The following is a 14,316-nucleotide window of genomic DNA, read 5'->3' on the forward strand; positions in this document are numbered from 1 at the left end:
ATTCTGACTGGGGTTCAATAGATGGAAGCAATTAGAGCTTCTCTTCCTCATGTTGATGCTCAGTGACTTTATGGTCGCACACGACTTCTGTAGGGGTTTTGCCAGAGCCATCACATACTCTACAGTTGCTAGTCTCTACTTTAGTACCTTCACAGGTAGGGCAGGTGAGCCGTCCTTTCCCACTGCATCTTTCGCATTCAAAATATTCTACAATGTTAAAGATATTTCGTTTGGTGATCATTCCAGAACCTGCACATCGGCTGCAGCCTACCACACCTACGGCTCTACAATAGCTGCAGGATTGTTCGATCTTTTGTTGACCCATGCAATTTTCACAGGTTTCGTATCGATATCCTTGGATAGTGCATAAGTCACAAGCTTTGATTTCTGCTATGGGTTGGGCTAGTTTCTTTTTAAGCTCTTGTGCACTTTGATAGTTTTCTCCTCTAAATCCACTGAGCTCAAGATACTTGTTTAAAAAATTTTGACTGTTATCGTATTGCTTTAACTGAAAGAGCGTTTCTGCAAAATAATAAGGCATTTCCTCGGGTAAAGGCAATCCGGAATCGATGAGGTTTCTAAAAATGGAATTTGCTGTTTCAAATTCGTTTCTTTCCATAGCAGCTAAGGCGCCTTTCATCCAACGGTCCGTTTGACCTAGGTTGGGAATTGCTTGCGCTTGTAATTTACTACAAACCAAGACTATAATTAATCCAAAGAGAAGAAGAAATCGGTAATTCACAGGTGAGGAATGGGTTTTATGCCGCAATAAAGTCAGATATCTTTCAATTGTAAAGTTAAAGTTTATGAAGAAAGTTTTGACAGGATTTTTCCAAATGCATTTTAGAAGCCAAAAATTGTCTTTATTTTAGGTTCATAAATTAAATTTTCAATCTGGAAATTGAACAGAGTATTTCAGTAACACTAAAACAAAAAAATTATGGGAAAGCCAATCACGGCCATTGAAGGTATTGGAGAAGTTTTTAAAGGAAAACTGGCAGAAGCTGGAGTGAGCACTGTTGAGAGTCTTTTGGAGAAAGGCGCTTCTAAATCCGGAAGAAAAGCGATTGCAGCTGCATCAGGAATTGACGAAGGAAGGATTTTGGATTGGGTTAATATGGCAGATTTGTTCCGAATCAACGGAGTAGCAAGTCAGTTTGCGGAGCTGCTAAAAGCAGCGGGTGTCGATACAGTGAAAGAACTGAGAACAAGAAATCCCGAAAATCTTCATGCAGCTTTAGTTAAAACCCAGGAGGAAAAAGGACTAACCAAAGCAGTACCAGCACTTTCAAAGGTGGAAGATTTTATTTCCCAGGCAAAAGCTTTAGATCCAATAGTGACGCATTGATTAGTAGAAAAGTCTAAGTCGCTGAAAAACCTTATTGCCGTTGGCATTAAGGTTTTTTTGTAATTTCACCCTTCATTGATTTTTAACCATGAGTCAAAAAGAAAAATTCATACAGCATCTAGCTGATGGTCAGATTTATAAGAAAGACCATATCATTTTGGGAACTGGGATTTTGGACGGCGAAGCACTTTCAGGTGCTACCATCAAAATTCCCCTTAAAACACTCAATCGGCATGGGTTGATAGCTGGAGCAACAGGAACGGGGAAAACCAAAACACTTCAAGTCATTGCAGAGCAATTGTCTTTAAAAGGTGTTCCTTCTGTCTTGATGGATCTCAAGGGAGATTTATCTGGCTTAGCGCAGCCCGGTCATGCCAATGATTTTATTCTCAATCGCTCCGCAAAAATAGGGGTAGAATATGACCCTATGGGCTTGCCCGTGGAGTTGATGTCTATTTCTAAAGAAAAAGGAGTCAAACTTAAAGCTACCGTTTCTGAGTTTGGTCCTGTGTTGATTTCGCAAATTTTGGATTTGAATTCTACACAGCAGGGAGTCATAGCCTTGGTTTTTCGCTACTGTGACACCCATCATCTGCCGCTATTGGATCTCAAAGATCTCAAACGTGTGCTACAGTTCATTACTAATGAGGGTAAAGAGGCCATCAAACAAGAATTTGGACAGGTGTCTGCAGCCTCCGTGAATACCATTATGCGAAAAATTATCGAATTGGAGCAGCAGGGTGCAGAGCGGTTTTTTGGAGAGCAATCCTTTGATGTTAATGATTTTGTACGGACAAAGGATGGTAAAGGGGTTATCTCTATTATTAGATTGACCGATATTCAAAGCAAACCCAAGCTTTTCTCCACCTTCATGCTAAGTATTTTGTCGGAGATTTATGAAACTTTTCCGGAACAGGGAGATGCAGATAAACCCAAGCTCTGTCTGTTTATAGATGAAGCTCATTTGGTCTTTGGCAACGCATCTAAGGACCTATTGGAAAAAATTGAGGCGATCATCAAGCTGATCCGGTCCAAAGGGGTGGGGGTTTATTTCTGTACACAGACACCGACGGATGTCCCGGATTCGGTACTTGGTCAGTTGGGTCTTAAAGTGCAGCATGCTTTGAGGGCATTTACTGCTAAGGATAGAAAAGCGATTACCAAAACAGCTGAGAATTATCCTATTTCTGAATTTTATAAAACCTCCGAAGTGCTGACTTCCATGGGTATAGGAGAGGCTTTGGTCACTGCTTTGAATGAAAAAGGTATTCCCACTCCCTTAGCACATACCTTGGTGCGGGCTCCCATAACCCGTATGGATATCCTGACTGCTTCTGAGATTGATCAGTTAGTAGGAAGTTCAGATTTGGTGCCTAGATACAATCAAGATGTGGATAGGGAAAGTGCATTTGAGATCCTGAATAGAAAAATGGATGAATTAGAAGCCGAACAAGAAAAAGCCAACCTTCCAGGGCCCGCTGCCAGAACAGCAAGAAGAACCCCTCAGGATCAAAGTCTCATCGAAGAATTGAGTAAAAATACGATGGTGAGACAAATAGGAAGAACGATTTTCAGAGAACTGACACGTGGTATTTTAGGCTCATTTTCAAGAAAAAGGTAAGTTTGATTCAAAGTATAGCTTGGTGAAAATCGCAATTATAGGAGGGGGAGCGGCAGGGTTTTTCGCAGCGATACACGCTTCTAATGGAAAAAATGAAGTAAGTATTTATGAAAAAAGCCCCAAGCTTCTATCCAAGGTAAGAATATCAGGAGGTGGTCGCTGCAATGTCACACATCGCCCAATGCCTATTTCCAAATTGGTGAAAAACTATCCACGAGGAGAAAAATTTCTCAAGCGCGTATTTCGTCACTTTGATCAGGAAGACGTTTTTGAATGGTTTCAATCCAGAGGTGTTCAATTAAAAATAGAAGAAGACGGAAGAGTTTTTCCTGTTTCTGATGATTCTGCATCGATAGTAAATGTTTTACTTGAAGAGTGCAGGCTAAATAAAGTTCAAATTCATACCGGAACAGGTTTGAAACGAATCAGTCCTGAGGGGAAGAAAATAAAATTGCAATTTGAAAGTCAATTAATTAAGGCAGATGCAGTAATAATCGCATCGGGAGGTAGCCCCAAATTATCGGGTTACGAGTTTTTGAAGGATCTGAAACACTGCATCAATCCCCCCATTCCCTCTTTATTCACTTTCAATACTCCATCAGAGCCCATCCGCAGTTTGATGGGACTATCCGTGCCATCAGCACATGTACGCTTGGAGTCTACCAAGCTTTCTTATGTGGGGCCACTGCTTGTGACGCATTGGGGAGTCAGTGGACCTGCAGTGCTGAAGCTTTCCGCTTTTGGAGCGCAGTGGCTTCATGACAGGTTATACGAAGCCAAAGCTGTGATCAATTGGAATGTGAATTACAAAGAACAGGAGTATGAAGAAGAGCTAAGAAATTATCAATCTGCTTTTCCTAAGCGAATGGTAAAAAACTATCCATTATTTGAGATACCCTCGAGGCTATGGGAGCACTTTTTAATCCGTTCTGATATCTCTCCAGACCAATCTTATGGGAATATCTCCAAAAAACAATCTAATAAATTGGTACAGAATCTTTTTTGCTATATTTTGACCATCAAAGGAAAAACCACCTTTAAGGAAGAGTTCGTAACTGCAGGTGGAGTGGACCTTTCAGAAATTCAGCCAGAATCCATGGAAAGTAATTATCACCCGAATATTTATTTTGCTGGAGAGGTATTGGATATAGATGGAATCACCGGAGGCTTTAATTTTCAAGCTGCATGGTCGACAGGGTATTTAGCGGGTATTTCTTCAACTAGGCATTTTATATGAACACAATTTATCCTGACCTACGCCAATTGATAGAGGATATGGCAGAAGGTGATAAGGAGTTTAAGGACGAGCTGACGCAAGCCATTCATAATGGTCTTGTAGAATTGCAGGATGTTTATGCAGATGGGGTAAAACTTCAAGATGAAGTCAAAATTCAGCAAATCAGACATAAAGTCAAGCCGACCCTGGGTATGTTTGAGTTTGATGATTTGACAGTGATTCTCCAAGAGGGGAAAGAAATCCTGGAAAGTGATGGTTTTGGAGAAGGTTTTGACGCCCATTGGAAAAAATTAAAGGCAAGATTGTCCATGGCTATAGATGCCGTTGCCCAAATTATATAAAAAAGGAGCACGCACATGCTGCTCCGCTTTTAGTAAATACCCTATGAGAACATTCTTTACAAAACTAGGTGTTAAAAGCTGACCCCTAATTACCAGATTATAAAGAGCATGTTAAGTTTTTTTGAAAATGCCTATTGTCCCCTCAGTATATACTAATCCGCCTAGTTATCTCTTTAATGGTCACCTGGAAACTATCATTCCAAGTTTGTTTCGAAAAGTTACAGGCGTCAATTATCGTCGTGAAAAAATTCCTACACCAGATGATGATTTTTTAAATCTGGATTGGTCACAAGTAGACTCAGAGCAGCTTCTGATCGTTTCACATGGCTTGGAGGGTGATTCCTACAGACATTATGCGATGGGGCTAGTGAAGTTTTTTAATGAGAAAGGTTGGGATGTACTAGTCTGGAACAACCGAACTTGCGGAGGCGAAATGAATAAGAATCCGATTCTTTACCATCATGGGGCGAGCTACGATCTTGATACGGTAATCCAGCATGTGCTTTCTAAACATGTCTACAGCGCTATCCATCTCTCAGGAATAAGCATGGGAGGTGCGCAAACTTTAAAATATTTGGGAGAAAAAGGAGTCAACCTACCGCATCAAATCAAAGGAGCGGCAGTCTATTCCACCCCATGTAATCTCCCTTCCAGTGCAGCCACACTAAAACTACCAGCAAATAAGTTCTATAAAAAAAGATTTCTGAATAAGCTGAAGGCTAAGATTAGAGCAAAAGCAGCCCAGTTTCCAGAATTGATTGATCTGGAGCTGTTGGAACGGGTGAATACATTTGATGAGTTTGATACTTTTTTTACAGCTAAACTTCATGGATTTAAAGATGCGGTAGATTTTTACCAATCTGTAAGTCCTGATAATTGGATGCAGGAGATCTCTATTCCCCATTTGGTGATCAATGCAGTGAACGACCCGCTTTTAGGGCCTGAGTGCTATCCTGAGCAGCTTGCTATTAAGAGTAATAAGCTGTTTTTGGAAATGCCCAAAAGGGGAGGACATACCGGTTTTTTAATTCCTAAAAATAAATTTAGTTACGCAGAATGTCGAGTTTGGGAATTTCTAAATGGGCTCTAAGATATAGCTTCAAAAATTTTATATTCGTAAAAAGTCAAAAGCCATGAGGAAGCCCTTCTTCTTAATCATTATCCTATTTTTCTCGCTTACATTTTTACTGATGTGGTTTTATGAATTCCGTGAGTTTAGATTTGGCTATTTGGTTTTGGTTGTTTTAGGAGTGTTGACTTTGTTGGGTATTTACGATTCCCTTCAAAAGAAACATGCTATCCGTAGAAATTTCCCGGTTATTGGCCATTTTCGCTATATGCTTGAGTCTATCAGTCCTGAGATTCAGCAATATTTCATTGAGAGCAATACCGATGGTAGGCCTTTTACTCGAAATCTACGTGCATTAGCCTATCGCCGCTCCAAAAATGTCAATGACACGCACCCTTTCGGTACTCAAAGGGATATCGACGGAGAGGATTATACCGCTTTAAGGCATTCCATCTATGCTGTTCATCCCAATGAGGAGGATATACGAATCTTAATTGGGTCCAAATTCTGCTCGCAGCCTTATTCATCTTCTATATTCAATATCTCTGCGATGAGTTTTGGCTCATTGAGCAGCAATGCAATTTCTGCTTTGAATAGAGGGGCTAAAGCTGGAGGTTTTTACCATAATACAGGCGAGGGAGGTATTTCTGACTATCATTTGGAGGGTGGAGATTTATGCTGGCAGATCGGAACGGGCTATTTTGGCTGTAGAGATGCCTCAGGACATTTTAATCCAGAAGCTTTTGAGGAGAAAGCAAATTGGCTTCAGGTAAAAATGATTGAAATCAAACTTTCTCAGGGAGCAAAGCCAGGACACGGTGGCGTACTCCCTGGAGTCAAAAATACTCCTGAAATAGCTCAAATTAGAGGTTTGCAAGCAGGTACCACAGTCTTATCGCCTCCCGCTCATACGGCTTTTTCCAATCCCAAAGAAATGATTCAATTTGTGGATCAGCTTAGAAAACTATCTGGCGGTAAGCCTGTGGGAATCAAGCTTTGTATCGGTAGAACGGAAGAGTTTATCGAACTTTGCAAAGAGATGATCAGTCAAGAAGTCTGGCCTGACTTCATCACGATAGATGGGGCAGAGGGAGGTACAGGTGCAGCACCCTTGGAATTTTCAGATAGCGTGGGCTTACCCTTGGAACCGGCTTTGATTTTTGTCAAAGCTGCCTTAGAAAAATTCAACCTGAAAGATGAAATTACGCTTATCGCCTCAGGAAAGGTATTGAGCGCTTTTTCTATCGTAAAAAACATTGCCTTGGGTGCTGATATTTGTAATTCAGCTCGCGGTTTTATGTTTAGTTTGGGTTGTATTCAAGCTTTGCGATGCAATTCCAATGACTGTCCCACTGGAGTAGCCACACAGAAAAAAAGTCTAGCCAAAGGTCTCGTGGTGACAGAAAAGGATAAAAGAGTTTACCATTTTCATAAAAATACGGTGGCTGCAGTCAAGGAGCTCATAGGTGCTGCTGGTCATTACCATACAGAAAGTTTGAGTGTTCACGACTTAGTCAAAGGAGATGAGATGATCAAGCTGGCCAATCGCTACTTCCCAGATACCGTCAATACACAAGTATAATTGTTTACTATAAGTGTCTAAAAAATAAGATCTTATTTAAATCTACTTAAAGCCATTTCTGCGACTGTGCTTCCAATAGATAGTGAGCTTGTAGCTGCAGGCGAGGGAGCATTGAGCACGTTGATGGCAAAGGTAGATTCTCTAATTGAAAAATCATCGAGTAGTCCGCCCGTCCGGTCACAGGCTTGAGCCCGAACTCCTGCACCACCTTCTACTAAATCGGACTCTTGGATTTCAGGAATCAATTCTTGCAAAGCTTTGGTAAAAGCTGATTTTGAAAAGGAACGGTATAATTCACCAAACCCCGTTTTCCAATATTTGGCGGCTACTTTTTGAAAACCAGGCCAAGCTAAAGTTTCTGCCAGTTCTCCAAGGTTAATTTGAGATTTGGTGTAGCCCTCTCTTTTAAACGCCAAAACCGCATTGGGGCCTGCTTCTACACCGCCTTTCATCATTCGGGTAAAATGAACCCCGAGGAACGGAAAATTCGGATCTGGAACGGGGTAAATCAGATTCTTGACCAAGTATTCCCTTTCTTTTTTGAGTTTGAAATATTCTCCTCTGAATGGAATTATTTTGACGTCTTTGATCCCTTCATCATTCATCAGCGCTACCTTATCTGAGTAGAGCCCTGCACAATTGATTATCAGTTTGCTTTCGACTACTTTATTTGAAGTTTCGATATAGTTTATTGAATCTTTTTGACTTATCTTCAGTACTTTATGATTTAATAGTATTGTACCTCCAGCCTGAAGTATTTTTCTTCCATAAGCCAATGCGACCTTGTGATAGTCCACGATTCCCGTCTGTGGCACATGGATCGCAGCCACTCCTGCACAGTGTGGTTCGTATTCTTTCAACTCCTCTAAGCTGATCTTTCGGGTTCCTTCAAGTCCATTTTCCAGACCACGACTGAGTAGGGTATCGAGTAGGGGCTTTTGTTCATTTTTGGTGGCTACAACTACTTTACCCGTGATTTCAAATGGAATTTTTTCGGCTTCACAAAACTGAATTAATTCATGATATCCATTGATGCAATTGGTCGCCTTAAGAGATCCTGGCTTGTAGTAAAGTCCCGAATGGATCACTCCCGAATTATTTCCGGTTTGGTGCTTGGCCAGTTCATTTTCCTTTTCTAAAAGTACTACTTTTAAGCTTGGCTTTTGATTTAGAATCTTCAAACCCGTAGCCAAACCCACAATTCCCCCTCCGATGATCGCAATATCGTAAATCATAAATCTTTTAAATTTCCAGATTCAAATATAGTAGGGTCTTGATAATTTTCGTTTAACGTAATCTGCTAGGTTTTGAGCTTACCGAAAAATTATCTCTCGGTAGGTTTAAATTGGCTTAGGAATGAATTTATTTTGCAGCACTTTAGTTTCTTTCAAAATTTCACGGATGAACCGAGTCCTATTATTTCTTCTATTTTTTTTCCAAGCCCTCAGTAGTTTCGGCCAGTTTACCATCAAAGGCAAAGTAACTGATGCTGAAACCGGGGACCCAATTCCTTTTGCAGCAGTCCTTCTAAAGGGCACATCAATAGGTCAGAACACTGATTTTGAGGGCAATTATGAAATTAAGACGGCCAGCCTTTCTGATAGCATCCAAGCGAGTTATTTGGGTTTTTTGACTCAGGCTAAGCCACTTGGTCAAGCGCTTGATCAAACCATTAATTTTCAGTTGAGGCCTTCTGATTTTGAATTAGAAGCTTTTGTTTTTGAAGCGGGCGAGAATCCGGCTTTCGAAATCATAAGAAAGACTGTAAATCGTAAAAAAGACTTTGATAAAAGAAGTCTAGATGCTTATGAAACAAAGAATTATACCAAAATAGAAATTGATATCGATCACCTTTCCGAAAGCTTTACCAACCGTCGAACAGTTAGAGGAGTTACTTCCGTTCTAGACAGTATCCGTCAACTCACCAATGATGAGGGAGAGAAAATTTTACCGGTTTTCTTCTCCGAAACGCTTTCCAAATTTTACTACCGCAATAATCCTATCCTAAAAAAAGAAATCGTAGAGAAGTCAAAAGTGACCGGTGTAGGCATTACGGATGGATCTACGACATCGCAGATTACGGGTTCAGCATTTCAGGAGTATAATTTTTATAAAAATTGGCTGACAATTTTAGAAAAGGAATTCGTCTCGCCTATCGCAGATGGATGGAAGGCTTTTTATGATTATGATTTGCTAGATTCGGTATTGGTGGGAAATGATTCCTGTTATCATTTGAAAGTTTATCCAAGAAGAGCACAGGATTTGGCTTTTGAGGGATTCATTTGGATCAATAAAGAAAACTACGCGCTTAAACAAGTAGACTTGACCATTCCTCAAAGTGTGAATCTTAATTTCATCGAGCGAATAAAAATCCAGCAAGAACTGACCCGAACCAGTGCAGGCCCGTTGATTCCTTCTAAAACGCGTGTTCAGGTTAAAATTGGTCAAATCACTCCTAAGACAGCCGGCTTATTGGCGAAGTTTTATACCGCCTCGGATAGCATTCAGGTAGGAAGTGCTAAACCGACCGCATTCTTCAATAATGCCATTGAACTCAAAGCTGATTTTGGAGATGCCGATGAAGCATTCTGGGCTGCCAACCGAGCAGATCCTTTGAGTTCCGAGGAACTTTCTGTCCTTCAAATGGTCGATACGCTAAAGAAAATCCCAATTATCCGCTTTTACTCTGAGGGGTTGAAGTTTTTGGGAACTGGCTTTTTACCTATCGGAAAGATCGATATCGGACCTTGGACCGAATTTGGAAATTTCAATAATGTGGAAGGACTTCGGGGAGGCTTGGGCCTAAGAACCAATTATAAGTTTAGCCAAAAGTGGGCTTTTCAGGGTTATTTGGCTTATGGTTTTGTAGATCAACGGTTCAAATACAGTGCTTCAGCGAAACATATTCTTGATCGAACTCGATGGACCACGCTTGAACTTCGGTCAAGTAGGGAATTGGATCAGGTGGGGCTGGAGATGGAATCATTGGAAGGGAATTCTATCTTTTTAGCTGCCAGTAGATTTGGTACGCTCCGAAGGCCGTTTATGAGTACCAATCAGCGCTTGACTTTTCAGCGGGAGTTTTTCAAAGGCTTTTTGCTTTCTGCTGGGGTCAATGTAGCCCAATTTGATCCGCTTTTTGATTTTTTTTATTTGGAAAAAGGAAGCAGAGAAGTTAGGTCAAGATTTGAAACTACCGAAGTACGGGCTGGCCTTCGTTATGGAAGAGATGAAATTATTATTGTCAATGACAACGAAAGAGCTTCTTTTGGATCTTCCCGATGGCCAATTTTTGAAATAAATTATACCAAAGGGTTGCAATGGCTAGGAGGAGACTTGGACTATCATAAGTTGAATTTTTACCTGTATCAAAAACTCAACATGGGACTTTTTGGGATTTCACGCTATGAGTTGGATGCAGGAAAAGTATTCGGAGAAGTCCCTTATCCGATTTTGAAAAACCATTTGGGAAACGAGACTTTCTTCTATACCACTGCTGCTTTCAACACGATGAATTTCAATGAGTTTGCTTCTGAGCAATTCATCAGTTTACGCTACCGGCATTTCTTTGAAGGATTTCTGCTCAACCGGATTCCTCTGATCAAAAAACTGAAATGGCGTGCAGTGGCCAATGCCAATGTGCTGTTTGGTTCGGTTTCCGATCAGAATATCGAAAATGTCCCCGGTATCGACCCCGCGGGAAGCCCGATTGAAACTTTCGGAAGGTTAGATCCCAACAAACCCTATGTGGAGTTGGGTTATGGGATCGAAAATATATTCAAGTTTTTCCGGGTGGATTTTATTCATCGGATGACCTACCTGGATGTGCCCGATGCCAATCCCTTTGTGGTAAAAGTCAGTGCGCAGATTATTTTGTGATTAGGGAAGAAAAAATGTAATTTTTATTTTCTTGAAGACAGTTGCTAATCTTATATTTAGTTTTTAGATTAGTTTAAAATTAATTTTTAAATGTAAGTAAACAATCATAACTATGGACCCAATTCCTACTCAATCGATCCACAATATTGAATTGAAGTCCAATGACTTCTTCCGACAAAAGATTACATGATTATCCGTAATAACACCAGTAGCCTTATTTCCTTTGCTTATTAGGTTGGAAGACCGATGACGGAAGACCGAAGTTCCCTGAAATTGAACTTCCAGCCTTGTTTTAGGCCGTTCAATCTTCTTACTGGTAAGAAAGCGGATATACATAAAAGATTATTTTTGTTTTTCTACTTTTTGCCTCTTTCGGTATTTCCAACAAAGCGAATGCTTTAGATGTAGTTATTGAGGGAGCATCTAGTTTTGTTTGTCCAAAAGGAACCTACACATATACGGCAAGAATTTACAATGAAATTTCCGGCCACGAAGTTTATTCTTGTGATATTCGTTGGGTTGTTTATCAGGGTAATCAAATCGTAGGTGGTGGTGATGGTGCAAATTTCACTTTCACTTTTCCCGATACAGGAGACTATGAAATAGAAGCTTCGGCAGATGGTTGCAACTTTCCCAACTCTGGTGACGGAATCAAAACGATTATGACAACTTCACGAGTACCGATCCCAAGTCCAATTTCAGGTCCTGCGATGTGTTCTCCAGGACAATCCTATACCTATACCACTAGTCCGACCCTAGCCAGCATATTTCCACCTCCTCCTTCGTCTCCCCCGACTGAAGGAGGATATTGTTATTATCATTATCCCTATGAATGGACTGCTCCCGCTGGGTGGTCAATTAATGGAGGTGGAAATACGGCGTTTACCAATGAAACGGTCAGTATAGTGGCGCCTGCAGGTACTCCTCAGGGAAGTTATAACATATCTGTTCAGGGTTCAATTTCAAAACCAGGAGGTGGTTTTTGGTATAGTACCAAAAGAAACTTTTCTGTCCAAATAGGTTCTTTTAGTCAGTATCAAGTATCGGTATCAGGTCCCGGGATGGTTTGTAATGGTAATTCATATACTTATACCGCTAATGTTCCTACAGGTCACCAAAATGGATATAGCTATAATTGGACTTATCCTTCGGGATGGACTGTCCAGAACACATCCAATAATACGATAACATTTTATCTTCCTTCCTACAATAATTCCTACGGTCCGGTTCGCGTTTCGGTCAACAACGGCTGTGGCGCAACTCATTTGACTGGAATAACTGTCCAACCTTGCAGTTATACTATGTCTTCAGGTGATTTTAAAATTTATCCCAATCCCTCATCTGGTGATTTGTTTGTAGAATATGATGTTGAAAAAAATCAATTAGGAGAACCTTTAGATGGAGAATCACAGACTCAGAAAAATAAGCCGGCCATTATTATATTTAAAGTTGACATTTTTGATCGTACTGAGAAGCTGGTGGGGACTGGGAAATCTGCAGAAAATAAGGTTTATTTAGATACAAAAGGCTTACAACCCGGAACTTATTTCCTTCATATTTATTCTGGAGATCATGTCTTACGAGAACAAATTATAATTGAAAATTGACCTAATAATACCATACCACGAAATTGAAAAACCATGAATATTCAACATAAATCTTCGTTATTGCTTGTTTTGATCTTGGCTTTCGCTATTTCTTCAGGGGCAACAGCTCAGACCGAACCCGGAACCTTCACCGCAAAAAAAGGGGTTTATCTTGAAGTTGGCGGAAGTTCTGGATTCTATGCGATTAACTACAGCAAGATTTTCCATCAAAAAGGGAAGCTAAAGTTAAATGCCAGTGCAGGTTTTTCTATATGGCCTAATAGAAATATAGACTCGAAGACTAGTTGGCTCCCTGCTTTGCCATTAGAGATATCTGCACTATATGGCAAGTCGAATCATCATCTGGAATTGGGTATGGGATTCACTTCTTATTTAAACACAAGCTTTGATTTTGATTCGGAAACATTTGAAACAATCAATAAAGTAGTTTTTGACGCCTTTATTCCTCTTAGAGTTGGATACAGGTACCAAAAACCGGAAGGGGGATTCTTTTTTAGGTTTGGTTATACGCCAATTGTTACTTTTCCGGTAAGAGCTGGGAAAATTTGGTCTTTCAATCCTTATTGGGCCGGACTAAGTTTTGGGAAGAGTTTTTAAAAGAGGCTAATTGGGAATTTTCCTCGTTTTGATTCTATTTGAAGATTATCAATCACTTAGGTAAATGGAAATCAAAAAATGTTATAAACCCGCTACACCATGAACTACAAATCCAAATTTATTCTTTTCGGTTTTTCTCTGGTTTTATTGATTAGTTCCCCATCTATTTTTGCTCAAACCGAGGCCGAAACCTTTACTGCAAAAAAAGCCGTTTACCTTGATCTTGGAGGTAATGCAGGTCAATATGCAATTACATTTGGTAAGCATTTTTATCAAAAAGGAGCTATAAAGATGATGGGTAGTGTAGGTTTTTCACTCTGGGCAGATCGTGTAGAAGGATCAACTGTTTTTAATCCCGCAGTTCCTTTGGAAGTTTCTGGCCTTATAGGAAGCGGTAATCATCACTTAGAATTAGGTTTAGGTTTAACTCCTCACTTAGCCACAAGTCTAGATTTTAATTCAGAAACATTAGAATTAGAAGATAAAGTGGTGTTTGATTCTCTAATTCCTTTAAGAATCGGTTATAGATACCAAAAACCGGAAGGTGGATTCTTTTTTAGGGTTGGCTATACGCCATTTTTCAAAGTTCCTGTAGGAGGGAGAGAAGATTGGGTTTTCACATCAATTTTTGCAGGATTGAGTATTGGAAAGAGTTTTTAGTCATAAATTAAATATTCTGTAATATGATTATCCGCAATCATGCCAGTATGGGTAAATTGAAGCAATAATGAGTCTGTCAAAGAGTTTTTGACCGAAGTATCTTCTGTTTAGCTTGTAACAAAACTCATCCAGATAGTTCTGCATCATTCGTTCGCTGATCATATGGTATGTCTGCAGGTGTTTCTTTAAGTTACTGATGGCAATATGAACCCATTTGAGGTTAAAATTGCCTTCTTGTGTACCAGAGATTTCTCTGACATGAACATCAATACAATCACTCAGGTCTGAGAAGGTGGTACTTTTATCTGTTTGAAGCACAGCGTTTGAATCAATGTAATCCTTGATTAAATGCTGTGCGGTTTTCGCCTCCAAGTT

The 14,316-nt window shown here is 40.1% G+C and carries 13 protein-coding genes; 10 read left to right on the top strand and 3 right to left on the bottom strand.

The window, feature by feature from the left end; translation table 11 throughout:
• Positions 1-31: 31 nt before the first annotated feature.
• Positions 32-742: an outer membrane protein assembly factor BamD gene (locus BLQ57_RS18665; RefSeq protein WP_087941144.1), complete on the bottom strand. Its 711-nt coding sequence runs from the start codon at positions 740-742 to the stop codon at positions 32-34.
• A gap of 198 nt (positions 743-940) precedes the next feature.
• On the opposite strand from BLQ57_RS18665, the gene BLQ57_RS18670 reads away from it, so the two are divergent.
• The 6 genes from BLQ57_RS18670 to BLQ57_RS18695 all read left to right on the top strand — a co-directional run bounded on the left by BLQ57_RS18670 (position 941) and on the right by BLQ57_RS18695 (position 7,198).
• Positions 941-1,348: a DUF4332 domain-containing protein gene (locus tag BLQ57_RS18670; RefSeq protein ID WP_087941131.1), complete on the top strand. Its 408-nt coding sequence runs from the start codon at positions 941-943 to the stop codon at positions 1,346-1,348.
• Positions 1,349-1,436: 88 nt separating this feature from the next.
• Complete coding sequence (locus BLQ57_RS18675) at positions 1,437-2,969, top strand: helicase HerA-like domain-containing protein (protein WP_087941130.1); 1,533 nt, start codon at positions 1,437-1,439, stop codon at positions 2,967-2,969.
• A 22-nt stretch (positions 2,970-2,991) separates the two neighbouring features.
• Positions 2,992-4,206 (top strand): BaiN/RdsA family NAD(P)/FAD-dependent oxidoreductase, encoded by a 1,215-nt coding sequence (locus BLQ57_RS18680; RefSeq protein WP_087941143.1) that lies wholly within the window; start codon positions 2,992-2,994, stop codon positions 4,204-4,206.
• On the top strand, positions 4,203-4,547 hold the full coding sequence (locus BLQ57_RS18685) for a hypothetical protein (RefSeq protein ID WP_087941129.1): 345 nt from the start codon (positions 4,203-4,205) through the stop codon (positions 4,545-4,547). Before BLQ57_RS18680 ends, BLQ57_RS18685 begins: the two co-directional genes overlap by 4 nt.
• A gap of 127 nt (positions 4,548-4,674) precedes the next feature.
• On the top strand, positions 4,675-5,637 hold the full coding sequence (locus tag BLQ57_RS18690) for a YheT family hydrolase (protein ID WP_087941128.1): 963 nt from the start codon (positions 4,675-4,677) through the stop codon (positions 5,635-5,637).
• Positions 5,638-5,680: 43 nt separating this feature from the next.
• On the top strand, positions 5,681-7,198 hold the full coding sequence (locus BLQ57_RS18695) for an FMN-binding glutamate synthase family protein (protein WP_087941127.1): 1,518 nt from the start codon (positions 5,681-5,683) through the stop codon (positions 7,196-7,198).
• A 32-nt stretch (positions 7,199-7,230) separates the two neighbouring features.
• Here BLQ57_RS18695 and lhgO read toward each other — a convergent pair whose 3' ends face one another.
• Positions 7,231-8,433, bottom strand: coding sequence for an L-2-hydroxyglutarate oxidase (lhgO, locus tag BLQ57_RS18700; RefSeq protein WP_087941126.1), 1,203 nt, complete (start codon positions 8,431-8,433; stop codon positions 7,231-7,233).
• A gap of 166 nt (positions 8,434-8,599) precedes the next feature.
• Between lhgO and BLQ57_RS18705 the strand changes: the two genes are divergently transcribed.
• From BLQ57_RS18705 to BLQ57_RS18720, 4 genes are all read left to right on the top strand, one after another.
• A complete protein-coding gene (locus BLQ57_RS18705; RefSeq protein ID WP_087941125.1) occupies positions 8,600-11,077 on the top strand; it encodes a DUF5686 and carboxypeptidase-like regulatory domain-containing protein in 2,478 nt (825 codons plus the stop codon).
• Between the two features lie 662 nt (positions 11,078-11,739).
• Positions 11,740-12,684 carry a T9SS type A sorting domain-containing protein gene (locus BLQ57_RS18710; protein WP_139162811.1) on the top strand — a complete coding sequence of 315 codons (945 nt, stop codon included), beginning with the start codon at positions 11,740-11,742 and terminating at the stop codon, positions 12,682-12,684.
• A 33-nt stretch (positions 12,685-12,717) separates the two neighbouring features.
• On the top strand, positions 12,718-13,281 hold the full coding sequence (locus tag BLQ57_RS18715; RefSeq protein ID WP_092824174.1) for a hypothetical protein: 564 nt from the start codon (positions 12,718-12,720) through the stop codon (positions 13,279-13,281).
• 99 nt (positions 13,282-13,380) lie between these two features.
• A complete protein-coding gene (locus BLQ57_RS18720) occupies positions 13,381-13,941 on the top strand; it encodes a hypothetical protein (RefSeq protein ID WP_087941122.1) in 561 nt (186 codons plus the stop codon).
• Between the two features lie 27 nt (positions 13,942-13,968).
• Here BLQ57_RS18720 and BLQ57_RS18725 read toward each other — a convergent pair.
• Positions 13,969-14,316: IS1595 family transposase (locus BLQ57_RS18725; RefSeq protein ID WP_139162639.1), on the bottom strand; the 348-nt coding region annotated here is incomplete at its 5' end.

The sequence above is a fragment of the Algoriphagus faecimaris genome, from assembly GCF_900101705.1.
Lineage (GTDB): Bacteria > Bacteroidota > Bacteroidia > Cytophagales > Cyclobacteriaceae > Algoriphagus > Algoriphagus faecimaris.